At 74.1% G+C, this 24,444-nt stretch carries 23 protein-coding genes; 19 read left to right on the forward strand and 4 right to left on the reverse strand.

The genetic code is table 11. From position 1 onward, the window contains the following. The first annotated feature begins 5 nt into the window (after positions 1-5). Positions 6-2,246, forward strand: a complete 2,241-nt coding sequence (locus ACI78Q_RS03385; protein ID WP_456921905.1) for an MMPL family transporter — start codon at positions 6-8, stop codon at positions 2,244-2,246. A 5-nt stretch (positions 2,247-2,251) separates the two neighbouring features. Then, positions 2,252-2,992: a hypothetical protein gene (locus ACI78Q_RS03390; protein WP_456921906.1), complete on the forward strand. Its 741-nt coding sequence runs from the start codon at positions 2,252-2,254 to the stop codon at positions 2,990-2,992. 7 nt (positions 2,993-2,999) lie between these two features. Here the strand turns inward: ACI78Q_RS03390 and ACI78Q_RS03395 are convergent, their stop codons facing one another. Next, positions 3,000-3,887: a diguanylate cyclase domain-containing protein gene (locus ACI78Q_RS03395; protein ID WP_456921907.1), complete on the reverse strand. Its 888-nt coding sequence runs from the start codon at positions 3,885-3,887 to the stop codon at positions 3,000-3,002. A gap of 137 nt (positions 3,888-4,024) precedes the next feature. On the opposite strand from ACI78Q_RS03395, the gene ACI78Q_RS03400 reads away from it, so the two are divergent. The 3 genes from ACI78Q_RS03400 to ACI78Q_RS03410 all read left to right on the forward strand — a co-directional run bounded on the left by ACI78Q_RS03400 (position 4,025) and on the right by ACI78Q_RS03410 (position 6,316). Next, positions 4,025-4,960, forward strand: a complete 936-nt coding sequence (locus ACI78Q_RS03400) for a hydroxymethylglutaryl-CoA lyase (RefSeq protein WP_456921908.1) — start codon at positions 4,025-4,027, stop codon at positions 4,958-4,960. 25 nt (positions 4,961-4,985) lie between these two features. Continuing rightward, a complete protein-coding gene (locus tag ACI78Q_RS03405) occupies positions 4,986-5,507 on the forward strand; it encodes a flavin reductase family protein (protein WP_456921909.1) in 522 nt (173 codons plus the stop codon). Positions 5,508-5,584: 77 nt separating this feature from the next. Continuing rightward, positions 5,585-6,316, forward strand: a complete 732-nt coding sequence (locus tag ACI78Q_RS03410; protein WP_456921910.1) for a hypothetical protein — start codon at positions 5,585-5,587, stop codon at positions 6,314-6,316. Between the two features lie 41 nt (positions 6,317-6,357). On the opposite strand, the gene ACI78Q_RS03415 is transcribed toward ACI78Q_RS03410, so the two are convergent. Then, positions 6,358-6,786 carry a hypothetical protein gene (locus ACI78Q_RS03415; RefSeq protein WP_456921911.1) on the reverse strand — a complete coding sequence of 143 codons (429 nt, stop codon included), beginning with the start codon at positions 6,784-6,786 and terminating at the stop codon, positions 6,358-6,360. Beyond that, positions 6,779-7,144, reverse strand: a complete 366-nt coding sequence (locus ACI78Q_RS03420) for a hypothetical protein (protein ID WP_456921912.1) — start codon at positions 7,142-7,144, stop codon at positions 6,779-6,781. Before ACI78Q_RS03420 ends, ACI78Q_RS03415 begins: the two co-directional genes overlap by 8 nt. A 136-nt stretch (positions 7,145-7,280) precedes the next feature. Between ACI78Q_RS03420 and ACI78Q_RS03425 the strand changes: the two genes are divergently transcribed. Then, positions 7,281-8,126 carry a PaaX family transcriptional regulator gene (locus ACI78Q_RS03425; protein ID WP_456921913.1) on the forward strand — a complete coding sequence of 282 codons (846 nt, stop codon included), beginning with the start codon at positions 7,281-7,283 and terminating at the stop codon, positions 8,124-8,126. Here the strand turns inward: ACI78Q_RS03425 and ACI78Q_RS03430 are convergent. After that, positions 8,096-9,082, reverse strand: coding sequence for an aldo/keto reductase (locus tag ACI78Q_RS03430; protein ID WP_456921914.1), 987 nt, complete (start codon positions 9,080-9,082; stop codon positions 8,096-8,098). The genes ACI78Q_RS03425 and ACI78Q_RS03430 overlap by 31 nt on opposite strands. Before the next feature lie 129 nt (positions 9,083-9,211). Between ACI78Q_RS03430 and ACI78Q_RS03435 the strand changes: the two genes are divergently transcribed. The 13 genes from ACI78Q_RS03435 to ACI78Q_RS03495 all read left to right on the forward strand — a co-directional run bounded on the left by ACI78Q_RS03435 (position 9,212) and on the right by ACI78Q_RS03495 (position 24,151). Further along, positions 9,212-10,225, forward strand: a complete 1,014-nt coding sequence (locus ACI78Q_RS03435; RefSeq protein WP_456921915.1) for a siderophore ABC transporter substrate-binding protein — start codon at positions 9,212-9,214, stop codon at positions 10,223-10,225. A gap of 79 nt (positions 10,226-10,304) precedes the next feature. Further along, on the forward strand, positions 10,305-11,282 hold the full coding sequence (locus ACI78Q_RS03440; RefSeq protein WP_456921916.1) for an ABC transporter permease: 978 nt from the start codon (positions 10,305-10,307) through the stop codon (positions 11,280-11,282). Continuing rightward, a complete protein-coding gene (locus ACI78Q_RS03445; RefSeq protein ID WP_456921917.1) occupies positions 11,272-12,288 on the forward strand; it encodes an iron chelate uptake ABC transporter family permease subunit in 1,017 nt (338 codons plus the stop codon). Before ACI78Q_RS03440 ends, ACI78Q_RS03445 begins: the two co-directional genes overlap by 11 nt. Next, positions 12,285-13,043 carry an iron ABC transporter ATP-binding protein gene (locus ACI78Q_RS03450; protein WP_456921918.1) on the forward strand — a complete coding sequence of 253 codons (759 nt, stop codon included), beginning with the start codon at positions 12,285-12,287 and terminating at the stop codon, positions 13,041-13,043. Before ACI78Q_RS03445 ends, ACI78Q_RS03450 begins: the two co-directional genes overlap by 4 nt. 194 nt (positions 13,044-13,237) lie before the next feature. Next, the gene (locus ACI78Q_RS03455) at positions 13,238-15,019 is read left to right on the forward strand and encodes an N-acetylglutaminylglutamine amidotransferase (protein WP_456921919.1); all 1,782 of its coding nucleotides are present in this window, start codon (positions 13,238-13,240) and stop codon (positions 15,017-15,019) included. Between the two features lie 2 nt (positions 15,020-15,021). Next, a complete protein-coding gene (gene ngg, locus ACI78Q_RS03460) occupies positions 15,022-16,776 on the forward strand; it encodes an N-acetylglutaminylglutamine synthetase (RefSeq protein WP_456921920.1) in 1,755 nt (584 codons plus the stop codon). A gap of 80 nt (positions 16,777-16,856) precedes the next feature. Then, complete coding sequence (crcB, locus tag ACI78Q_RS03465; protein ID WP_456921921.1) at positions 16,857-17,222, forward strand: fluoride efflux transporter CrcB; 366 nt, start codon at positions 16,857-16,859, stop codon at positions 17,220-17,222. Next, a complete protein-coding gene (locus ACI78Q_RS03470; RefSeq protein WP_456921922.1) occupies positions 17,219-17,569 on the forward strand; it encodes a fluoride efflux transporter FluC in 351 nt (116 codons plus the stop codon). Before crcB ends, ACI78Q_RS03470 begins: the two co-directional genes overlap by 4 nt. A gap of 48 nt (positions 17,570-17,617) precedes the next feature. Beyond that, positions 17,618-19,033: an alpha,alpha-trehalose-phosphate synthase (UDP-forming) gene (locus ACI78Q_RS03475; RefSeq protein WP_456921923.1), complete on the forward strand. Its 1,416-nt coding sequence runs from the start codon at positions 17,618-17,620 to the stop codon at positions 19,031-19,033. Next, a complete protein-coding gene (gene otsB, locus ACI78Q_RS03480; protein WP_456921924.1) occupies positions 19,033-19,776 on the forward strand; it encodes a trehalose-phosphatase in 744 nt (247 codons plus the stop codon). The genes ACI78Q_RS03475 and otsB overlap by 1 nt, the downstream gene beginning before the upstream one ends. A gap of 294 nt (positions 19,777-20,070) precedes the next feature. After that, complete coding sequence (locus ACI78Q_RS03485) at positions 20,071-21,687, forward strand: methyl-accepting chemotaxis protein (RefSeq protein WP_456921925.1); 1,617 nt, start codon at positions 20,071-20,073, stop codon at positions 21,685-21,687. A 362-nt stretch (positions 21,688-22,049) separates the two neighbouring features. After that, positions 22,050-22,259, forward strand: a complete 210-nt coding sequence (locus ACI78Q_RS03490) for a hypothetical protein (RefSeq protein WP_456921926.1) — start codon at positions 22,050-22,052, stop codon at positions 22,257-22,259. A 263-nt stretch (positions 22,260-22,522) separates the two neighbouring features. Then, the gene (locus tag ACI78Q_RS03495) at positions 22,523-24,151 is read left to right on the forward strand and encodes a methyl-accepting chemotaxis protein (protein WP_456921927.1); all 1,629 of its coding nucleotides are present in this window, start codon (positions 22,523-22,525) and stop codon (positions 24,149-24,151) included. The last annotated feature ends 293 nt before the right edge of the window (positions 24,152-24,444 follow it).

Below are 24,444 nucleotides of genomic sequence, written 5' to 3' on the forward strand. Positions count from 1 at the left end.
CACCCATGGCAACCCTGCTCGCCCGGCTCGGCCGGGCCGCCTACCGCTCCCGTCGGCTCGTCGCCGCGATCTGGGTGCTGGTCCTCGCGGGCGTCGTCGCCGTCCTGGTCACCGCCGGCGGCGAGTTCGACGACACGTTCACCATCCCCGGCTCGGAGTCCCAGGCCGCCCTCGACCGGCTGGCCGAACTGCAGCCGCAGGCTGCGGGGGCCAGCGCGCAGATCGTCTTCGCCGCCCCCGAGGGCGCCGGCCTCGCCGAGCCGCGCTACCAGCAGGCGATCGCCGAGGTCGTCGCCGCGGCCGCGCAGGCGCCGCAGGTGGCCGCGGTCGCCGACCCCTTCACCAGCCAGGCGCTCACCCCCGACGGCCGCGCCGCCCTGGCCACCGTCCAGTACGAGGTCCAGCGCGAGGCCCTGGACGCCGGCAGCCTCGACGCCCTCGAGGAGACCACCGCGGCGGCCGAGGACGCCGGCCTGGAGGTCGCCGTCGGCGGCAACGCGTTCGGCACGACCGGGGTGCACATCGGCCCCACCGAGTTCGTCGGTGTCGCCGTCGCCGTCCTGGTGCTCGTGCTCACCTTCGGCTCGCTGCTGGCCGCCGGCATGAACCTGCTGACGGCGATCGTCGGCGTCGGGGTCGGCCTCGGCGGCCTGCTCGGCGTCTCCAGCCTGATCTCGCTGTCCTCGACCGCGCCCACGCTCGCCCTGATGATCGGCCTGGCCGTCGGCATCGACTACGCGCTGTTCATCCTCTCCCGGCACCGCACCCAGCTGGCCGCGGGCATGCACCCGGAGGAGTCCGCGGCCCGCGCCACCGGCACGGCCGGGACGGCGGTCGTCTTCGCCGGCCTCACCGTGGTCATCGCCCTCGCCGGCTTGTCGGTCGTCGGCATCCCCTTCCTGAGCGTCATGGGCCTGGCCGCCGCCGCCACGGTGCTGGTCGCCGTCGCCGTCGCGCTGACCCTGCTGCCGGCCCTCATGGGCTTCGCCGGGCTGCGGCTGGCGCCCAGGCCGGGGTCGCGGGCCGCGACGCGGGAGGCCGCCGTCGCCACCGGGGCCGGCCGGCGTTCGATGGGCGAGCGGTGGGCCACCCTGGTCACCCGACGCCCGCTGGTCACCGTCCTGCTGTCGGTGATCGGGCTCGGCGTCCTGGCGATCCCCGCCGCCCAGCTCCAGCTCGCGCTGCCCGACAACGGCGCCGCCGCCGAGGACACCAGCCAGCGGCAGGCCTACGACCTGATCAGCGAGACCTTCGGCCCCGGACTCAACGGCCCGCTCGTCGTCCTCGTCGACGGCCTCGACCCGGCCACCGCCCAGCAGGCCGCGGGGCAGGTCGCGGGCGCCATCGGCGGCACGCCCACACAGACGCCGGGGCAGTTCACCGGCGGGCTGACCGACGTCGCCTACGCGGTCCCGACCGTCCTGCCCGAGGGCACCGCCGCGCTGGTCACCGTCGTCCCGGAGAGCGGCCCACAGGACGAGGCGACCAGCGACCTGGTCACCGCGCTGCGCGACCTCGCGCCGCAACTGGAGGAGCAGACCGGCGCCGACGTCGCCGTCACCGGCCAGACCGCGGTGGCCATCGACGTCTCCGACCAGCTCGACGACGCGCTGCTGCCCTTCGCCCTCGTCGTGGTCGGCCTCGCGGTCGTCCTGCTGCTCCTGGTCTTCCGCTCGGTGCTCGTGCCGGTCAAGGCCGCCGTCGGGTTCCTGCTGTCGGTCGGCGCCTCGTTCGGCGCGGTCGTCGCGGTGTTCCAGTGGGGTTGGCTGGCCGACGTGTTCGGCGTCCCGACGACGGGGCCGATCATCAGCTTCATGCCCGTCATCCTCATGGCGGTGCTGTTCGGCCTGGCCATGGACTACGAGGTCTTCCTCGTCTCCCGGATGCGCGAGGAGTTCGTGCACGGCGCCCCGCCGCGTCCGGCGGTCCTGGCCGGCGCCCGGCACGCGTCGCGGGTCGTGGTCGCCGCCGCGCTGATCATGTTCTCGGTGTTCGCCAGCTTCGTGACCATCGACGACGTCATCGTCAAGGCGATCGCCTTCGGCCTGGCCGTCGGCATCCTGCTCGACGCCTTCGTCGTGCGGATGACGCTGGTCCCGGCGGTCCTGGCGCTGCTGGGCCGATCGGCCTGGTGGCTGCCGCGCTGGCTGGACCGCCTCCTCCCCGACCTCGACGTCGAGGGCGCGAAGCTCGGCCCGGTCTCCACCGTGCCTGCGCGGCGCGAGCCGCAGCCGGCTGCACACTGAACGGCATGCACGGGGACGGTCAGGCGCAGGAGTGGGACGCGGTCCCGCCGGGACAGCAGGCACCCCCGGCGGGCCACGGCCCGCCGCCGGCCTACGGTCCCCCGCCCGGGTACGCGCCGCCGGCCTACGGTCCCCCGCCCGGGTACGCGCCGCCGGCCGGGTATGCGGCGGCACCCGGGTACGGCACCCCCGGCTACGGTCCACCTCCTGGGTACGCGCCGGGCTACGGCCCGCCGCCGACCTACGGTCCCCCGCCCTGGTACCCGCCGCCGCCCGGCTACGGCTGGGCCTGGCCGTCCGCGCCGGTGGCCTGGCCGGACGGGCCGGCACGGCCCGGGGTGGCGACGGCGGCGAGCGTGCTGGGCTTCGTCACCGGCGGCCTCACGGCGCTGGCCTCGCTCGGGTTCCTGGCGGCCGTGGCCGGTGGGGACGACGACGCCGTGACGGCGCTCCTGCTGCTCGGCCTGCCCTGCGCGGCCGGGCTGCTGGCGGGCGCGGCCCAGCTGCTGCGCCGCCGTCCGCCGGCCCTGCTGTTCGGCTCGGCGCTGGCGGCGGTGGGGGTCCTGCTGCTGACCCTGCTCGTCGGCTGGGCGACCCTCGGCGACAGCGACCGGGCCGGGCTGACGGCGTTCGTGGTGCTCGCCGCGCCGCTGCCGGTGCTGACGGCGGTCTACGCCCGGCTCGGCCGGGTGACCGGCTGGGCCGCCGCCGGAGCACCCGCCGGAGGGCCACCCGCCGGACGGTGAGGGGTCGTCATCGGCGGCGGGCGGACTTGTCCGCGTACATGGCGTCGTCGGCCTCGCGGATGAGCAGTTCGTAGGCCAGTTCCGGGTCGGTGCCCCCGGCGACGGTGCCGATGCCGATGCTCATGCCCAGCGGGACGACCACCTCCCCGATCGTCAGCGGCTCGGTGAGGGTGTTCCGCAGCCGCTCGGCGAGGGACTCGGCGTCGGCCCGCTCGCTGTTCTCGCACACGATGCTGAACTCGTCGCCGCCCACCCGGGAGGCCGTGTCGCTGGAGCGCAGCACCGAGGTGAGCCGCTCGGCGAAGCCGACGAGCACCGCGTCGCCGACCGGGTGGCCGTGCCGGTCGTTGATCTCCTTGAAGCCGTCGAGGTCGATGCCCAGCACGCAGGTCGGGGTGCGCTCGCGGTGGCCGCGCTCCAGGGCGTGCCGCAGCCGGTCGCCGAACAGGATCCGGTTGGGCAGCCCGGTGAGCGGGTCGTGCAGCGAGCGGTGCACGAGCGCCGCCTCCAGGGACTTGCGCTCGGTGATGTCCTCGACGATCGCCACCATGTGCGGCGGGTCCCCCTCCGGGGTGGCCTCGACCCACGACGCGGTGATCTGCGTGGGCACCGCGGTGCCGTCGGCCCGCACCAGCCGGGTCTCCAGCCGCATCGTCCGGTGCCGGCTGAGGAGCTCGGCGTGCGCCTCCTGGGCAGCGGGCTGGTCCTCCGGGTGGATGAGGCCGAGCACCGAGCAGCCGTACAGGTCCTCGGCGCTGCGGTCCAGCATCGCGGTGAAGGCCGGGTTGGCGTCGACCAGGAGGCCCGACGGGGTGGCGAGCACGATGCCCATGGGGGCGTTGGCGAACGCGCTCCCGCGGTCCGCCGGGGGCAGCGTGCCCAACGCGTTCGTCACATCCCACCTCCGTGCCGGACATTCTGCGCACACGTCGCCCTGTTCCTGCAGGTTCTCGGCGTGCAGGGTGCCCCGGACCGTTCCACGTGGAACCTCGGGACGGGGCAGGATGGGGGTCCGGACACGAGGGGGTTGCCGTGAACGAGTTCGACCTGGTGCTGCCGGCCACCGTGGACATCCGCGAGGTGGGCATGCGCGACGGCCTCCAGCTCGAGGCCCCCGTGCCGCTGGAGGCCAAGCTGCAGATGCTGGAGGCGCTGGTCGCCACCGGCGTGCGGCGGATCGAGGCGACGTCCTTCGTCTCGCCGCGGGCGGTGCCCGCGCTGGCCGACGCCGACGGGGTGGCCGCGGAGCTGTCCCGGTGGGGCGACGTGCACTGGTCGGCCCTGGTGGCCAACCCGCGCGGGGCGACCCGCGCCGTGGACGCCGGGGTCGCGAACCTCGAGTACGTCGTCTCGGCCTCCGACGGGCACAGCCGGGCCAACGCCGGGCGATCCACCGCCGAGGCCGTCGGCGCGGTCGGGGAGATCGCCGGTCTGGCGCACGGCGCCGGCGGGTCCCTCGAGGTCGTCGTCGCCACCGCCTGGGACTGTCCCTTCGACGGGCGCACGCCGATCCCCCGCACCGTGGACGTCGCCCGCGCCGCGGTCACCGCGGGCGCCGACGCGCTGTGCCTGGGCGACACCATCGGGACGACGACCCCGCTGCGGGTGGTCCAGCTGCTCGACGCCGTCCGCCGGGCCTGCCCGGGCGTGCCGGTCGGCGTGCACTTCCACGACACCCGCGGCACGGGCCAGGCCAACGCGCTGGCCGCCGTCCAGGCCGGGGTCACCCAGTTGGACTCGTCGGTCGGCGGACTCGGCGGCTGCCCGTTCGCCCCCGGCGCCAGCGGCAACATCGCCACCGAGGAGCTGGTCTACATGCTGGAGGAGTCCGGCGTGCGCACCGGCCTGGACCTCGACGCCGTCCTGGCCGCCGCGCGCGTCACGGAGCAGGCGGTCGGGCACGAGCTGCCCAGCTCGCTGTACCGGGCCGGTGGCCGCTCCGTCCCCCGCGCCACGCCCGTCGGCTGACCGGCACCCGTGGTTGGCTGAGGGCATGAGCGAGTCGGGGTCCCCGCTGGACGGCGCCGTCGAGGTCATCGACCCGGGTCAGATGCGGGAGGTGCTGGGGCACTTCGCCTCCGGGGTCACCGTGGTCACCGCCGTCGACGACGGGGAGCCGATCGGGTTCACCTGCCAGTCGTTCAGCTCCCTCTCGCTGGACCCGCCGCTGGTGGTGTTCGCCCCAGCGCGGACGTCGCGCACCTGGCCGCGGCTGCGTCAGCTCGGCCGGTTCTGCGTCAACGTGCTCGCCGAGGACCAGGACGGGCTGTCTGTCGCGTTCGCCCGCTCCGGCGAGGACAAGTTCGCCGGCGTTTCCTGGCGGCCCAGCCGGTTGGGCCGGCCGGTGCTCGACGGCGTCGTGGCCTGGATCGACTGCGAGCTGTGGGCCGAGTACGACGGCGGCGACCACACCCTCGTCGCCGCCCGCGTGCTCGACCTCGGCGCCGACGGGGCGCGGCGTCCCCTGCTGTTCCACCGCGGCGCCTACGGCCTGCTGGAGGGCCCGCGCGGCTGACCGGGCGCCCGTCGCCAGGTGTGGGGACGGCGACGGCGGGCACCCACCCCTGCACCGCCTGAGAGGAGACGATCGCCATGGGACTGCTCGACCGGCTCTTCGGCCGCCACCGGCGGCGGGACGACGAGGGCCACCCCCAGGGGTACCCGCGCGGCTACGACGACGGCTACGGCGCACCACCGCCGACCCGGGCACCCCGCTCGGACGACGAGCGGGCGATCGAGCGCTACCGCTACCTGCTGCGGACCGCGCCGCCGGACCAGATCGAGGCCGCGCACGCCGAGGCGTTCGCCCAGCTCACCCCGGAGCAGCGGCGGCAGGTGCTCGACCAGCTGGCCGCGGCGGGTGAGCGGGCCCGCGGCGACGACGCGCGCAGCCTGGCCCAGGCCGCGACCCGCGCGGAGATGCGCCGCCCCGGCACGCTGGAGCGGGCCTTCGGCGGCTACGGCGGCGGCCCGGGCCACGGGCCCGGCTACGGCGGCGGCCCCGGCTACGGGGGCGGCTTCGGCGGCGGGTACGGCCCGAGCTTCGGCAGCATGATGGGCGCCAGCCTGCTGGGTACGGTGGGCGGCCTCGTGGTCGGCACGGCGGTCGCCGACGCGCTCTTCGACACCGGCCTCGGCGACGGCGGCCTGTTCGGCGGCGGCGACGAGGAGGCCTACGCCGCGGGCTACGACGACGGCAACGACGCCGGTGGCGGTGACTACGGGGGTGACCCGGGCGGCGACTTCGCCGGCGGCGCCGACGCCGGCGGGTGGGACGGCGGTGGCGGCGACTTCGGCGGCGACTTCGGGGGCGGCGACTTCTGAGCCGCCGCGGCCCGCGGCGGGCAGCCCCCGCCGTGGGCCGCTCAGCCGGTGACGGCGCGGGCGCGGGCCTGCCGGCGCAGCCAGAGCAGGCCGAGCACCGGCAGCACCAGCGGGATGAACAGGTAGCCGCGACCGTAGGCCGACCACACCGTCTCGTCGGGGAAGGCGGCGCGGTCGGCCAGCGAGAGGGTGCCCACGATGAGCACCCCCGCCAGCTCCACCGAGCAGGCGACCAGGGCGGTGCGCCGTCCACCGCGGGCGAAGGCGACCGTGGCCACCAGGTAGACGACGGCGGCCAGCGCCGACAGCAGGTAGGCGATCGGCGCCTCGGAGAACCGGGTCGCCAGCTGGACCGCGGCCCGCGCGCCGGCGGCCAGGGCGAACACCCCGTAGACGGCGACCAATACCCGCCCCGGGCCGCCGGAGGTGTCCCCCGCGCTCGCGCCGTCGGTCCGTCCCGGTTCAGCCACCGGTCGCCTCCCACAGTTGCAACAGCCGCCAGATCATGACCCCCACCGCACCGGCCGCGACGGCCAGCACCGTGCCCGCCCAGCGGGTCGGATCCGACCGCGCCCACAGCCCGCCCGCGACCGGCAGCAGCACGATGCCGCCGAGGTAGCCCACGAAGGTGGGGGTGTCGGCCGGGTGCTGCCCGCGCACCAGCAGGACGACGGCGAGCACGGCCTGCACCAGCAGCAGCAGCTCCAGCAGCGCCGTCCCCCCGAGGTGGAGCAGGCCGATCCGGCGCCGGGCGAGGGTCGAGGCCAGGCCGGCCAGGGCCACCGCGGCGGCGACGACGGTCACCGCCACCACGAGGGCCGGGATCACCGGGGGGACCTCGCGGACACGGCGCTGAGCACGGATGTCATCCTCCCGCGTGGGGGAGACGGCCCGGGCACCCGCCCTGCCCCGGGTCGCACACCGCGCGGGCGCGCTCAGCGGGGGGCGCGCCGAAAGGATCGTCATGACCGTCCGCGACCTGGTGGTCGACCTCTTCTCCGAGCACGTCGACGCCGTCACCGACCAGCCGGTGCGGTTGCAGGCCCTGGTGGCGCTGCTGGAGCACTTCGAGATCGCCGAACCGACCTCACGCATGACCATGGCCGCGCTGCGCCGCTCCGGGTTGCTGGCCGCCTCACGCTCCGGCCGGGAGACCCTCTACAGCCCCACCGAGGCGATGCGCAGCGCCGTCCGGGCGCGGTGGGCGCGGCTGGACGAGCGGCTCGGGCCGTGGGACGGCCGCTGGCGCATGGTGATCTACACGGTGCCCGAGACCGACCGGTCGGCCCGGGAGCGGGTGCGTCGCACGCTCACCCGGCACGGGTTCGGGCCGCTGGCGCCGGCCACCTGGCTCTCGCCGCACAAGGTCGCGCTGGACGACGTCCGGACCGAGCTCGCCCGGGAGCCGCTGAGCCGGCTGGACCTGCTCACCGCCCAGGTGACCGAGGAGACCGGCGGCTCGGACACCGAGTTGGCCGCGCGGTGCTGGGACCTGCAGGGGGTCGCCGCCGCGCACCGCCGGGTGATCGACCGGATCCGCGCGCTGCTCACCGACCCGGTCGCGGACGGGGCGACGGCGTTGGTGACCCACCTGCGGGTGCTCGCCGACATCCGGCGGGTCGGCGTCAGCGACCCGCTGCTCCCCGACGCGCTGCGGCCGCCGGGCTGGCCCGGCGCGGAGCTGCGCGAGGCCTGGGACGAGCTCTGCGCCCGGCTGCACGGACCGGCACGCGAGCACGTGGGCACCGTGCTGGCGCGGCCGGACCGTGCGCGCCCGGCTCAGCGGTGCACGGTGGACATGTCCGGGTAGCGGTCGCCGGCGGTGGTGCCGGCCGGGGCGGCGTCGTCCAGCCGGCGCAGGTCGTCGTCTGAGAGCCGGAGGTCGGCCGCCGCGGCGTTCTCCTCGAGGTAGGCGACCCGCTTGGTGCCGGGGATCGGCACGATGACCGGGTTCCCGTCGAGGCCCCCCTGCGCCATCACCCAGGCCAGCGCGAGCTGGCCGGCGGTGACGCCCTTCTCGTCGGCGATCTCCCGGACCCGGTCGACCAGCTCCAGGTTCCGGGTGAAGTTCTCCCCCTGGAAGCGCGGGTTGCGCCGGCGGAAGTCGTCGGGCGCGAGGTCGTCGAGGCTGCGGATCTGCCCGGACAGGAAGCCGCGGCCCAGCGGCGAGTAGGCGACGAAGCCGATGCCCAGCTCGGCGCAGGTGGCCAGCACGCCGTCGTCCTCGGGGTCGCGGGTCCACAGCGAGTACTCGGTCTGCACGGCCGTCACCGGCTGCACGGCGTGCGCGCGGCGGATGGTCTCCGGCGCGGCCTCGGAGATGCCGACGTGCCGCACCTTGCCGGCCTCGACCAGCTCGCGCAGCGCACCCCAGGTCTCCTCGACCGGCACCGTCGTGTCCACCCGGTGCTGGTAGTAGAGGTCGATGACGTCCACGCCGAGGCGCTGCAGCGAGGCGTCGCAGGCCCGGCGGACGTAGTCGGGGCGGCCGTTGATGCCGCGGAAGGAGCCGTCCTCGCCGCGCTCGTTGCCGAACTTGGTGGCCAGCACCACCTCGTCGCGGCGGCCGGTGATCGCGCGGCCGACCAGCTGCTCGTTGGTGAACGGCCCGTACATGTCCGCGGTGTCGAGGAACGTGACGCCGAGGTCCAGTGCCCGCTGGATCGTCCGCTCGGCCTCCGCCTGGTCGCCGGTGCCGTAGAACTCGCTCATCCCCATGCAGCCCAGGCCCTGGGCGGACACGGTCAGGTCTCCGAGTGTGCGCATCTGCATGGCCGCTCCCCTGCCCTCCCGCGCGGCCGGCCAACCGGCTGGAGGGACCCGCTTGACAGACGGTGCTGCTCGTGTGACAGGTTAGGGCCTCCTCACTAAGCCAAGCCTTACCTCAGGAGCACGATGCGTACCGCCGCCCGGCCGCTGGCCGCCCTGTCCCTCACCGTGGCCACCGCCGTGGCCCTGACCGCGTGCGGGGAGGGCGACGACACCGCCGAGGCCGCCGCCGCCGGTACCGAGACCGTCTCCTTCACCTGGGACCGGAACACCGCCGCCGAGGACGAGGAGCCCGTCCTGGAGGAGACGACGGTCGACGTCCCGAAGAACCCGGAGCGGATCGTCGTCTTCGACATGGCCAGCCTCGACACCATCGGCGCGCTCGGCGGAGAGATCGCCGGTGCCCCGCTCGACTCGGTGCCCGGCTACCTGGAGCAGTACCTCGCCGACGACGCCTTCAACGCGGGCACGCTGTTCGAGGCCGACATCATCGAGATCGAGTCGCAGCAGCCCGACCTCATCGTGATCGGCGGCCGGTCGTCGGCGCTGTACGAGGACCTCAGCGAGATCGCCCCCACCGTCGACCTGGGCCTGCGGGGCTCCTACACCGAGAACCTCGAGCGCAACACCACGTTCCTCGGCGAGGTGCTCGGTGCCGAGGACGAGGCGGCCGCCGCGATCAGCGAGATCGAGGCCGGCATCGAGGAGGCCCGCGCCGCCACCGCCGACGCGGGCACCGGCCTGGGCCTCATGGTCTCGGGAGGCGAGCTCAGCGCGATGGCCCCGGCCGGTGACGACGCATCGGGGCGTGGCGCGCGCGGCGGCCTGATCTACGACGCGTTCGGCGTCCAGCCGGTGGTGGAGGACATCCAGGCCGCCACCCACGGCGAGCCGGTCTCCTTCGAGTTCCTGCTCGAGACCGACCCCGACCACCTGTGGGTCGTCGACCGGGACGCCGCCACCGGGGAAGAGGGCGCGCAGGCGGCCGCGGCGGTGCTCGACAATGACATCGTCGAGCAGACGACCGCATTCCGGAACGGCCAGATCCACTACCTCGACCCGGTGGCCTGGTACGTCGTCTTCGGCGGCATCGACACCACGAAGATCATGATCGAGGACGTCCTGGAGAGCGCGGCGTGACCAGCCCCTCCCCGGTCGGGCACCGCCCCCGTCGGTTGTGACGGCGCTCGACCCGACCTCGACGAGCACCCCTGCCCGCGTGCGGCCCGGCCGCACCTGGGCGGGGGTGCTCGTCGGCGTGCTGCTCGCCGTCCTGGCGGTCACGAGCCTGTTCGTCGGAGTCTCCGACGTGTCCCTGGGGTCGGTCCTCGCCGCTGGGCCGGAGAGCGACGCGGCCCTCCTGCTCGGGGTGAGCCGGATCCCGCGCACGCTCGCCGTCGTCCTGGTCGGCGCCTCCCTGGGCATCGCCGGGCTGATCATGCAGATGCTGGTGCGCAACAAGTTCGTGGAACCGGGCACCACGGGCGTCAGCGAGTTCGCGACGCTCGGCATGCTCGTCACGATCGTGTTCCTCCCGGGCCTGGCCGTCGTCGGGAAGATGGGCGTCGCCGCGGTCTTCGGCCTGGTCGGCACCTGGGTGTTCCTCCAGGTGGTCAAGGTCGTGCCCGTGCGCCAGCTCGTGCTCGTCCCGCTGGTCGGCATCATGCTCGGCGGCGTCGTCGGCGCCGTCACGACGTTCTTCGCCTACCGCCTGGATCTCCTGCAGTCCCTCGGGCAGTGGTCGCAGGGCAGCTTCGCCACGGTCATGCAGGGCCGCTACGAGTTCGTGTGGATCGCCGGACTCATGGTCGGGGTGGCCTGGCTGGCCGCCGACCGCTTCAGCGTGATCGGCCTCGGCGAGGAGTTCGCGACCAACCTGGGGCTGGACCACCGCCGGTGGGTGACCGTCGGGATGGTGATCGTCGCGGTGATCACGGCGGCGGTGCTCGTCACGGCCGGGCTGATCCCGTTCCTGGGGCTCGTCGTGCCCAACGTCGTGAGCCTGGTCGTCGGCGACAACGTGCGCCGGGCGATCCCCTGGGTCGCGGGGCTCGGGGCGGTCTTCGTGCTGGGCTGCGACATCCTCGCGCGCGTCGTGCGCTTCCCCTACGAGATCCCGCTGTCGGTCGTCGTCGGCGTCATCGGCGCCGCGCTGTTCCTCTGGCTGCTGCTGCGGAGGAGGAGCCGTGCTCACTGAGCGCACCCCCACGACGTCCCCCGCGCCCGCCGGCGGCGCGCGGATCGCGACGCGCTGGGCGCAGCCCGGGGTCCGCCTGGCCGCGCTCGGCGTCGCCGCCCTGGGGCTGGCCGCGGTCTACTGCCTCACCGACGTCCCCGGCTCGCTGGCCTTCGCGCTGGAGGTCCGCAGCCTCACGGTGGCGGCGATGCTCGTCGTGGCCGCCGCGGTCGGGGTCTCGACGGTCGTGTTCCACACGATCACGCAGAACCGCATCCTCACCCCCTCCATCATGGGGTTCGACGCCTTCTACGTGCTGGTCTCGACCGTTCTCGTGTTCACCTCCGGGTCGGCGGCGTTCCTGCGGTTCGACCAGCTCACCCTCTGGCTCGTCCAGGTCGTCGTCATGGTCGCCGTCAGCGTCGTGCTGTTCACCTGGCTGTTCGGCGGCAAGCGGCGGTCGATCCACCTCATGCTGCTGGTCGGCATCGTGCTGGGCACGTTCTTCCGCAGCGCCACCGAGTGGATGCAGCGGATGCTCGACCCGCTGGACTTCCAGGTGCTCTCCGATGCGGTGTTCGCCTCCCTCACCCGGCCCGACGAGACGCTGCTGGCGCTCACCGCCGCCCTCGTCGTCCTCGCGTGCGCCGCGGTCGTGCCGCTGCTGCGCACCCTCGACGTCCTGACCCTCGGCGAGCCGGCGGCCGTGGGCCTGGGGGTCGACCACCGGCGGGTCGTGCTGGTCCTGTTCGCGAGCGTCTCGGTCATGATCGCCGCGTCGACGGCCCTGGTGGGGCCGATCCTGTTCCTCGGCCTCATCGTCGCCAACCTCGCCTACTCGTACGCGGGGTCCTTCCGCCACGTGTGGACGCTGCCCACCGCCGTCCTCATCGGGGTCGTCTGCCTGCTGGGCGGCCAGCTGGTCCTCGAGCGGCTGCTGCACCTCGGCGGCACCCTCTCGACGGTCATCGACTTCGCCGGCGGCCTGTTCTTCCTCTACCTCGTCCTGCGAAGGGGGGCGCGTTGATCGCGCTCGAGCACGCCACCAAGCGCTACCACGGCCACACCGTGCTGGACGACGTCTCGATCGGCTTCGGCGCGGAGGGCGTCACCGCGCTCATCGGCCCGAACGGCGCCGGCAAGTCCACGCTGTTCGGTCTCGTGGGCCGGCTCCTCCAGCCCGACGCCGGCCGGGTCACCGTCGACGGCAGGGACGTCGCTCGGACGCCGTCCAGCGAGCTCGCGCGGACCCTCGCGGTGCTGCGCCAGGACAACCACGTCGCGGCGCGCCTGACCGTGCACGACCTCGTCGAGTTCGGCCGCTTCCCGCACTCCCGCGGGCGGCTCACGGTCGACGACCGCGAGCACATCGAGCGCGCCATCGCGTACCTGGACCTCGACGCCCACCGGAACCGGTTCCTCGACGAGCTGTCGGGCGGTCAGCGCCAGCGCGCGTTCATCGCGATGGTGCTCGCGCAGGACACCCGGTACGTGCTGCTCGACGAGCCGCTCAACAACCTCGACCTGCGGCACATGACGGAGATCATGCGGCTGGTCCGGAGGATGGCCGACGAGCTCGGCAAGCGGGTCGTCACGGTGCTCCACGACGTCAACTTCGCCGCGACCTGGTCCGACCGCATCGTCGCGATGCGCGACGGCCGCGTCGTGGCGGACGCCCCCGCACGCGAGATCATGCGTCCCGAGGTGCTGGAGGCCGTCTACGGCACGACCGTCGACGTCCGCGAGATCGACGGCCGGCCGGTGGCCCTGTACTACGGCTGAGGTCGCGCGGCGGCCGACGGCGCCGCCCGAGCGTGTGCGCCGACGGGTGGTTCGAGGGCCGCGAACTCCCGCTCGGCGCACACGGTGGGCCGCGGAGGCCGGGCTGTTCCACGTGGAACGCGGCGCTGTTGCAGGCGTGTGACGTTCTCCCGACCGTCTGGCGGGTCCCCGGGGAGCGGGGTTGGATCGAACCCATGTGCGGCCTCTCCGGCGAGATCACGTTCGACGGCTCCCTGGCCGACACCACCGCCGTCGCGCGGATGGTGGACGCCCTCGTCCCCCGCGGCCCGGACGGTCAGGGCACCTGGAGCAACGGGCGGGTGGCGTTCGGGCACCGCCGGCTGTCGGTGATCGACCTCTCCACCTGCGGCTCGCAGCCGATGATCGACAACGACCTCGGGCTGACCGCCGTCTTCAACGGCTGCATCTACGACTACAAGGAGCTGCGCGCCGAGCTGGAGGGCCACGGCTACCGCTTCTTCTCTCACAGCGACACCGAGGTGATCCTCAAGGGCTACCACCACTGGGGCACCGACGTCGTCTCGCACCTGCACGGCATGTTCGCCTTCGTCATCCACGAGCGCGACACCGGCCGGGTCGTGCTGGCCCGCGACCGGCTGGGCATCAAGCCGCTCTACCTGTCCGAGACGCCGGGCCGGCTGCGGTTCGCCTCCACGTTGCCGGCGCTGCTGCAGGCGGGGGACGTCGACACCTCGATCGACCCGGTCGCGCTGCACCACTACCTCACCTGGCACGCCGTCGTCCCGGCGCCGCGGACGATCCTGAGCGGGGTCCGGAAGCTGCCGCCGGCCACGCTGCGGGTGGTCGAGGCCGACGGCACCTCCCGCGAGGAGCGGTACTGGAACGCCACGTACGAGCGGCGTCCCGAGCACGCCTCCTGGTCCGCCCGGGACTGGGAGGACGCGATCGAGGAGGCGCTGCGGGTCGCCGTCCGCCGGCGGCTGGTCGCCGACATCCCGGTCGGCGTGCTGCTGTCCGGCGGCCTGGACTCCAGCCTCATCGTCGGCCTGCTGGCGCAGGAGGGGCAGACCGGCCTGGCCACCTACTCGATCGGCTTCGAGGCCGTGGGCGGTCGCGCGGGCGACGAGTTCCAGTACTCCGACGTGATCGCCGAGCGGTTCGCGACGAACCACCACCGGATCCGGGTCGCCTCCGACGAGCTCGCCGCCGCGCTGGGCCACGCGATCGGCGCGATGGCCGAGCCCATGGTCAGCCACGACGTCGTCGCCTTCGACCTGCTGTCGGAGCGGGTGTCGCAGACGATCCGGGTGGTGCAGTCCGGCCAGGGCGCCGACGAGGTCTTCGCCGGCTACCACTGGTACCCGCCGCTGGCCGACGTCGGCCGCGACGAGGCCGTGGCGCGCTACGCCGCGGCGTTCTTCGACCGCGACCACGACCAGATGCGGTCGGTGGTCTCCGACCGGTACGCCCTGGCCGAGGACCCGAGCCTGGCCTTCGTCCGGGAGCACATGTCCATGCCCGGCGCCGAGACGGCGGTGGACGCCGCCCTGCGCCTGGACAGCGAGGTCATGCTCGTCGACGACCCGGTCAAGCGGGTGGACAACATGTCCATGGCGTGGGGCCTGGAGGCCCGGGTGCCCTTCCTCGACCACGACCTGGTCGAGCTGGCCGCGATGTGCCCGCCGGAGCTCAAGCTCGCCGACGGCGGCAAGGGCGTGCTCAAGGCGATCGGCCGGCGGATCATCCCGCCGGAGGTGATCGACCGGCCCAAGGGCTACTTCCCGGTGCCGGCGATCACCCACCTCGAGGGCAAGGTGCTCGACCTGGTGCGTGACGCGCTGTCCGGCGACGCCGCCCGTGAGCGCGGGCTGTTCCGTCCCGAGTACGTGCGCGAGCTGCTCGGCGACCCCAACGGCGAGCTCACCCCGCTGCGCGGCAACAAGCTGTGGCAGCTGGGCCTGCTCGAGCTGTGGCTGCAGAGCCACGGAGTGTGACGGTGCCCCGGATCGCCGGGCACCGTCGCCGTACCGCGGTGACCGACGTCCCCTCGTTCACCAGCCGCTCGTGGCAGCAGCCCTCCGAGCACCAGCGTCAGGGCATGGACGCCGACGTCGTCCTCGACCTGGGCTGGGGGCGGCTGGTCTTCGGCCAGACCTTCGACGACCTGGGCGGGATCGTCGACGCACTGCGCGCCGAGGGCAGCGGGCGCCGCGACATCTGCATCTACCCGCGGGACCCGCACGTGCTGGTCGGCATGGCCCCCGACGAGCTGTTCATCGATCCCAGCTACACCTACCGGCTGGACCTGCACCGCTACCGGCCGCGGCCCGAGCTCATCCGCGGCGTCTTCGTGCGCACGGTGACCTCGCTGGCCGACATGGAGCAGATCAACGACATCTACGCCCGCAACGGCATGGTCACCGGCGACGCCGCGACGATGTGGGCCAACCACCGCACCCGGACCTTCACCTACCTGGTGGCGGAGGACCGGCGCACCGGCCGCATCGTCGGCACGGTGACCGGCGTGGACCACGTCCTGGCCTTCGGCGACCCGGAGCGCGGCGCCAGCCTGTGGTGCCTGGCCGTGCACGCCCAGGACGCCCCGCCGGGCACCGGGGAGGCGCTGGTCCGGGTGCTCGCCGAGCGCTACGTCGGCCGCGGCCGGGCCTACCTGGACCTGTCGGTGCTCTACGACAACAGCGGGGCGATCGCCCTCTACCGCAAGCTCGGGTTCCAGCGGACCCCCGCGGTGTGCGTCAAGCGCAAGAACCCGATCAACACCCCCCTGTTCGCCTCGCGCCCGCCGGGGCTGGAGGAGCTCAACCCCTACGCCCGGATCATCGCCGACGAGGCCCTCGAGCGCGGCATCCGCGTGGAGGTCACCGACGCCGAGTGGGGCGAGATCCGGCTGTCCCTCGGCGGCCGCAGCGTCCTCACCCGCGAGTCGCTGTCGGAGTTCACCAGCGCGGTCGCGATGAGCCGCTGCGACGACAAGCGGGTGACCCGCCGGATCATGGAGCGCGCCGGGGTCCGGGTCCCGAAGGGGGCGCTGGTCACCGAGGGCAGGCTGGACGACGGACTGGCGCTGCTCGACGAGTGCGGCGAGGTGGTGGTGAAGCCGGCCCGCGGCGAGCAGGGTCGCGGCATCACCGTGGGCGTGACCGCACCCTCGGCGCTGGAGCGGGCGGTCGGCCTCGCGCTGCAGCACTGCCCCGAGGTGCTGGTCGAGGAGCTGGTCGCCGGCGACGACCTGCGGGTGGTGGTCATCGACCACGAGGTGGTGGCCGCCGCGGTGCGCCGTCCCGCCGAGGTGGTGGGTGACGGGCGCACCGCGGTCACCGGGCTGGTGCGCTCCACCAGCCGCCGCCGGGAGCGGGCCACCGGCGGGGAGTCGACGATCCCGCTGGACGACACCACCGCCGAGGTGGTCGCCGAGGCCGGCTACGCGATGGACGACGTCCCGCCGTCCGGAGAGCGCATCCGGGTCCGGCGGACGGCGAACCTGCACACCGGCGGCACGATCGAGGACGTCACCGACCGGCTGCACCCGGCGATCGCGGAGGCGGCCGTGCGGGCCAGCCGGGCGATCGGCATCCCGGTGACCGGCCTGGACTTCCTGGTGCCGGACGTCGAGGGCGAGGAGCACGTGTTCATCGAGGCCAACGAGCGGCCGGGGCTGGCCAACCACGAGCCCCAGCCGACCGCGGCGCGCTTCGTGGACCTGCTGTTCCCGGAGACCCGCCGCCGGTGAGCGACGGACCCGACAGCTCTCGGCCCCGGCCAGGGGCTCGCCCCGAGCCTGCGAGGGGTGAGGGGGCCGGGGTCCTCTATGTGCTGGCCGCGCTGGGCGGTGCGATCGGCGCCCTCGGCCGCTGGGGCATCGAGACGGCGCTTCCCCGCTCCCCCGGCGGCTGGCCCTGGGCCACGCTGCTGGTCAACCTCACCGGCTGCCTGCTGCTGGGTGCGCTGTACGCCGCCCTGGCCGCCCGCTCCCCCGAGCCGCCCTGGGTCCGGCCGCTGCTGGGGGTGGGCGTGCTCGGCGGCTACACCACGTACTCGACCTTCGCGGTGGAGGTCGTCGAGCTCACCGACGCCGGCGCCGCGCTGCTCGCCGTTGGGTACGTGCTGGTCTCGGTCCTGGGCGGGGTCCTCGCCGTGGCCGCCGGCGCGTACGCGGTGCGGAGGCCCGCCCGGTGACCCCACTGCTGGTCGCGGTGGGTGCGCTGGCCGGCGCTCCCCTGCGCCTGCTGGCCGCCCGGCTGGCGACCCGGGCCGGCCGGGACGCCTCGGCGGGCACCCTGGTGGTCAACGTCGCCGGCAGCGCCCTGCTCGGCGTGCTGCTCGGGCTGGCGGACGTCCCGGCGGCGGTCGTCGCCCTGGTCGGCACGGGCTTCTGCGGCGCGCTGACCACCTTGTCGACCTTCGGTTCGGACGTCGTGCGGCTGGTCGAGGAACGGGCGGTGGGCCGCGCCCTGGGCTACGTCGGGGCGACCGTCGTCCTCGGCCTGGGGGCGGCCGCCGTCGGCCACACCCTCGCCGCGTGAGGGTCCGCGATGCCCTCGGGACGCGCCATCGATAGGGTCGGAGGCGGCATGGGTGGAGCATCCGGAGCAGACGAGCGGGCGGACAGCCCCGTCGTGGTGGTGGCCAACCGGCTGCCCGTCGACCAGGTGACCGACCCGGACGGGACGACGCGCTGGCAGCGCAGCCCCGGTGGGCTGGTGACGGCGCTGGAGCCGTTCGTGGCCGGCCGCGGGGGCGCCTGGGTCGGCTGGTCCGGCTCGGCCGGGGAGGCGCCGGAGCCGTTCGAGTCCGGCGGCGTGCAACTGATCCCGGTGCCGCTCTCCGAGGAGGAGGTGGACCGCTACTACGAGGGCATGTCCAACGCCTCGCTGTGGCCGCTCTACCACGACGTCGTCGAGAAGCCCGAGTACCACCGGACGTGGTGGGACACCTACGTCCAGGTCAACAAGCGCTTCGCCGAGCGCACCGCCGAGGTCGCCGCCGAGGGCGCGATCGTGTGGGTGCACGACTACCAGCTGCAGCTGGTCCCCGCGATGCTGCGGCAGCGCCGCCCTGACCTGACCATCGGGTTCTTCCTGCACATCCCCTTCCCGCCCTACGAGCTGTTCACCCAGCTGCCCTGGCGCTCGGCGATCGTCGAGGGGCTGCTCGGCGCCGACCTGGTCGGCTTCCAGCGGCCCAGCGCGGCGTCGAACTTCGTCCAGCTCGCCCGCCGGCTGCACGAGCTGCCGGCCCGCGGCACGACCGTCGAGTACGACGGGCGCACGGTCACCGCGCGCGCCTTCCCGATCTCCATCGACGTCGCCGCCTTCGACGAGCTGGCGAGCTCGCCGGAGGTGGTCCAGCGCGCCAAGGAGATCCGCGCCGAGCTCGGCAACCCGGAGAAGATCATCCTGGGCGTCGACCGGCTCGACTACACCAAGGGCATCGCCGTCCGGTTCTCCGCGTTCCAGGAGCTGCTCGAGGACGGCGCCCTGGAGGCCCCGGGCACGGTGCTGGTCCAGGTGGCCACGCCCAGCCGCGAGCGGGTCGAGCACTACGTGCACATGCGCGAGACCATCGAGCAGCAGGTCGGCCACATCAACGGCGTCTTCGGCAGCCTCGGCGGCCCGGCGGTGCACTACATCAACCAGTCGGTGCCCCGCGAGGAGCTGGCCGCCCTCTACCGGGCCGCCGACGTCATGCTCGTGACGCCGTACCGCGACGGGATGAACCTGGTCGCCAAGGAGTACGTCGCCGCGCGCAGCGACCTCGGTGGTGCGCTGGTGCTGTCGGAGTTCGCCGGCGCCGCGGCCGAGCTGAAGCAGGCCTTCCTGGTCAACCCGCACGACATCGCCGGGGTCAAGAACCAGCTGGTGCGGGCGCTGCGCGCCGAGCCGGCGGAGCTGGCCAAGCGGATGCGGGCCATGCGGCGGCACCTGGCGAAGAACGACCTCGAGCATTGGGCGACGTCCTTCTTCGACGCGCTGCGCGCGCAGCAGTGATGGCCGGGTCGCCGGCCGACCTGGCCACCGCGCTCCGGGAGCTGGCCGGACGGCGGCCGCTGCTGGTGGCCAGTGACTACGACGGCGTCCTCGCGCCGCTGGTCGGGGACCCGTCGGCGGCGGTCCCCTCCCCCGGTGTCGGCGAGGCGCTTGCCCGGCTGGCCGACCGCCCCGGCGTCGTCGTCGCCCTCGTCAGCGGCCGCGGCGTGGCCGACCTCCAGACGGTCAGCGGGCTGTCCGGTCCGTACCGCTGGGTGGGCAGCCACGGCGCGGAGTTCGACGGCCCGCTCACCGGGGAGCTCGCCGCCCGCCGGGATGCCCTCGCCGAGCGGCTGGCGCCCCTCGTGGCCGCGGTGCCGGGTGCGCTGCTCGAGGTGAAGCCGGCCAGCGTGGCGGTGCACGTGCGGCAGGTCGCCGACCGCGCCGCGGCCGCCGAGCTGCTCGCGGCCGCCGACCGGGACGCCGATCCGTCACTGACGAAGAAGCCGGGCAAGGAGGTGCTCGAGCTCGCCGTCACCGACGCCGACAAGGGCCGGGCCCTGCTGCGTCTCCGCGAGGAGCTCGGCGCCGCGGCGGCGGTCTACCTCGGCGACGACCTCACCGACGAGGACGCCTTCCGGGCCCTCCCCGCCGGCGACGTCACCGTCAAGGTCGGCGAGGGCGACACCGTGGCCCGCTTCCGCATCCCCGGGCCCGCCGCCGTCGTCCCCCTGCTCGAGGAGCTCGCCGACCTGCTCGCCTGACCCGGTGGCGCGGGGGACGCCCGGGTCACCGGCAGGGCCTGCGCGGCGGTCCGCCCGGCCGCTGTCGACAATCCCGGGATCGGCGCAGGGCGGAGGCTCCCGGCGCTCCGGGAAATGGCGTAGTCGCCGTTCCCGCGCTGTCGACAAATGCCGTCGGCGAGCCGGTCACCATACTGCTCGGGAACGATTCCGCATCCCTCTCCGAATGGGCTCCGGAACCGCCAGGAATGGCACCAGACTATGCCGAAGCGCACATCCGTCTGCCATTCGCCATCGTCCCTGGAGGGGCTCTCCGTGTACTCCCCCACCACCCCCGCTCCCCCCGGCCGCACCTCCGGGTGGTTCGCCGACCGGCCCCTCGGCGTGCGGATCGGCGCGGTCGTCGCGCTGCTCGCCGTCGTGGTGCTCGCGACCAACGTCCTCGCGGTCCTGCGCATCTCCGAGATGCGCACCCACCAGGAGACGATCTACACCGAGAACCTCGAGCCCCTGAACGCGCTGTCCGCGGTGCAGCGCGCCACCGCCGCGCACCGCGCCCGCGTGCTCGAGTACGCCGTCTCCGACCCCGCTCGCCGGGAGGAGCTGCGCGGCGAGATGGACGAGAAGCAGGCCGACGTCGACGCCGCCCTCGCCGAGTACGCGCCCTACGTGATCGACCAGGCGGCCATGGACGCCTACGCGCAGGGCCGGCAGCGGTTCCTCGCCACCAACGAGGCCCAGCTGTTCCCCGCCGCCGACCGCGGCGACCTCACGACGTACGCCCAGGTCTACCGCGACGTCTCCAGCCCGCTGCTCACCCAGATCGCCGACGGTCTGGAGGAGGAGGGCGTCGCGCAGTCCGCGCAGGCCGCCGCCCGGAACGCCGAGGCCGCCGAGCGCGCCGACTCCGCGGTCACCACGCTGCTGGTCAGCGCCCTGGTCGCGACCGCGCTGGCCACGGGGCTGACCGTGGTCGTCGTCCGCCGGATCACGGGGACGGTGCGCGCCGTGCAGGAGGTGGCCGAGGCCATGGCCGGCGGGGACCTGCGCCGCACCACCGGCGTCCACTCCGCCGACGAGCTCGGCCGGATGGCCGCCGCCCTGGACGCCGCGCAGGCCAACCTGCGCGAGGTCATGGCCTCCGTCGCGAGCTCGGCGGACGCGGTGGCGGCGTCGTCGGAGGAGCTGTCGGCCTCGTCGGCGCAGATCGCGGCGTCGGCGGAGGAGACCAGCGCGCAGTCCGGTGTGGTCGCCGGCGCGGCCGAGGAGGTCTCGCGCAGCGTCGAGACGGTGGCCGCGGGTGCCGAGCAGATGGGCGCCTCGATCCGGGAGATCGCCACGAACGCGGCCGAGGCCTCCGACGTCGCCGCGCGCGCGGTGACCGCGGCGGCGTCGACGACGGCGACGGTGGCCAAGCTGGGGGACTCCTCGGCGGAGATCGGCAACGTGGTGAAGGTGATCACCTCCATCGCGGAGCAGACCAACCTGCTGGCGCTGAACGCGACCATCGAGGCCGCTCGCGCCGGGGAGGCCGGCAAGGGCTTCGCGGTGGTGGCCAACGAGGTCAAGGAGCTGGCCCAGGAGACGGCGAAGGCGACCGAGGACATCGCGCGGCGGGTGGAGGCGATCCAGCACGACACCGGTGCGGCGGTGACCGCCATCGAGGAGATCTCCCAGATCGTCGCCCAGATCTCCGACCGGCAGACCACCATCGCCTCCGCGGTGGAGGAGCAGACCGCGACCACCAGCGAGATGTCGCGATCGGTCGCGGAGGCCGCCGGCGGGTCGGGGCAGATCGCGGAGAACATCGTCAGCGTCTCCACCGCCGCGGACTCCACCACCCAGGCGCTGACCCAGACCCGCAGCGCCGTGGACGAGCTGTCGCGGATGGCGTCGGACCTGCGGACGAGCGTCTCCCGCTTCGCCTACTGACGCCCGACTCCAGGACGACGGAGCGCCCGGCCGGGGAACCGGCCGGGCGCTCCGTCGCATGTCCGCGCCATCGTCGGGGATGTCGACGAGACGTCGCACGCAATGCGCTGACCGGCCTTTCTCGGGCGATGTGCGACCGTCGGCCGAGGAGGCCAGCGTGCAGTCCGGCGTCGTGGCCTCGGCCGCGGAGGAGGTCACCCTGGGCGTGGAGACGGTGGCGGCGGGCGCCGAGCAGATGGGCGCGTCCATCCGCGAGATCGCCCAGAACGCGAACGAGGCGGCGAAGGTCGCGGTGACCGCGATCGGCCGCATCAGCGAGGTCATCGCAGATCAACGACTTCCAGCTGACCATCGCCAGCGCCGTGGAGGAGCAGACCGCCACCACCAGCGAGATGTCGCGCTCGGTGGGGGAGGCCGCCGGCGGCTCGCGGGAGATCGCCGCCAACATCACCGGGGTCTCCGCGGCGGCCGGCTCGAGGACGCAGGCGCTCACCCGGACCCGCACCAGCGTCGACCGGCTCACGGGCATGGCCGCCGACCTGCGGACGGCGGTCACCCGCTTCACCTACTGAGGCACCGCGAGGAGGGGCGTCCGGTCGCGACCGGGCGCCCCTCCCGTATTCCCCGGAAATGGTCGCCGAGAACGGCCCGGTGTCGACAAATCGGGAAGGCAGAGGAGGTCGCCGACCATTCTCGCCGACCATTCGCGACACGCCCCGCGCGCTGCCGTGGAATCGGTCCACGGCCAATAACGTCCCGCGTGTCACCCACCGGGGCGCGGACCGCGTCCCGGCAGCCCGACCGCTCCGGTCTCCGTACACCAGGGACGTCCCTCATGCACACCAGCACGCCCGTGCGCCGCTCCCGCCTCGGCGTCCGCGGCTCCATCTCCGCTGTCGGTGCCGCCGGCATGGCCGCTGCCCTGGCCGTCGGTGGCTTCGGGCTGGCCGGTCTCGGCAACTCCGGCGACGCACGGCAGCACGTGGCGGAGCTCAACGACGCCTTCGACCACGCGCAGGCCATGGAGTTCTACAACGCCGACGTGAGCGGGTGGCAGACGGCCTACGCGTGGGACGCCCGTCTCTCCGGCCCGGTCGTGGCGGTGCAGCCCACCAGTGCCAACCGGGCCGGCTTCCTCGACGTCGCCGGTCGGCTGCGCGAGGAGCTCCAGGCCATGCCGATGGACGTGCTGACCGAGGAGGAGGCGGCGACCTACGCGGAGATCGGCGCCAGCTGGGACGACTTCTTCGCCGTGGACGACCAGGTCGTCGCGCTGTACCAGCAGGGGACCCCGCAGGCGACGGACGCGGCGGACGCGCTGATCCTGGGCGAGGGCTACCAGGTCTACTTCGGGATCATCGACCTCACCAAGCAGCTGGAGGACTCCCTGCGGGAGCGCGTCGCGGCCGCGACCGCGGCCGCCGAGGCGCAGGAGACGCGCACCCGCTGGACCATGATCGCCGTCGTCGTCCTGGGGGCCCTCCTGGCGCTCGGGGCCGCGCTGGCCGTCTCGCGGCGCATCGTGCGCCCCCTCGCGGCGGTCGAGTCGGTCGCCGGTGCCCTGGCCGCCGGTGACCTCACCCGGATGACCGGTGTCACGCGGGACGACGAGGTGGGCCGGGCCGCCGCGGCCGTGGACCGGGCCATCGAGTCCGTCCGCGAGGTGGTCGCGTCCGTGGCCGCGTCGGCGGACGCGGTGGCGGCGTCGTCGGAGGAGCTGTCGGCCTCGTCGGCGCAGATCGCGGCGTCGGCGGAGGAGACCAGCGCGCAGTCGGGTGTGGTGGCCGGCGCCGCGGAGGAGGTCAGCCGGAACGTGCAGACCGTGGCCGCGGGTGCCGAGCAGATGGGTGCGAGCATCCGGGAGATCGCCACGAACGCCGCGGAGGCCAGCGAGGTAGCTGCTCGGGCGGTGACCGCCGCCGAGACCACCACCGCCACCGTCGCCAAGCTCGGTGAGTCCTCGGCGGAGATCGGCAACGTGGTGAAGGTGATCACCTCCATCGCGGAGCAGACCAACCTGCTGGCGCTGAACGCGACCATCGAGGCCGCGCGCGCCGGGGAGGCGGGCAAGGGCTTCGCGGTGGTGGCCAACGAGGTCAAGGAGCTGGCCCAGGAGACGGCGAAGGCGACCGAGGACATCGCGCGGCGGGTGGAGGCCATCCAGGGCGACACGGGGGCGGCCGTCACCGCCATCGGCGAGATCAGCACGATCGTCGCCCAGATCAGCGACCGGCAGACCACCATCGCCTCCGCCGTCGAAGAGCAGACCGCCACGACAAACGAGATGTCCCGGTCGGTGACCGAGGCCGCCGGCGGGGCGGGGGAGATCGCCGCGAACATCACCGGCGTCTCCACCGCGGCCGAGTCGACCACGCAGGCGCTGACCCAGACGCGCACCGCCGTCGACGAGCTGTCCCGGATGGCCGCCGACCTGCGTGCCGGGGTCGCCCGCTTCACGTACTGACGTCCGCGCTCCGGCCGGCTCGCCGTGTGGAGCCGGCCGGGGTGTTACACGCCCCGGTGCCCGACCATTCCGAAGAAATGGTCGCGAACGGGTGGAACGACCTCTCGTGTCGACAAGTCATCCATTCCGGGGCGACGACCGTCCCGGCGCAGGATGCAGGCGCCGGAATTCTCATGAATTCGGGACCAAGGTCCCTGAAATGGCTGTGCGCCCTACCGAAACACATGGCGGGTCGATGCAGACCCGCCCCGCAGCAGAAATCCCCCGCAGAACGCCCCCCGCAGACCGCCCTC

The organism is Geodermatophilus sp. SYSU D00705 (genome assembly GCF_054050135.1).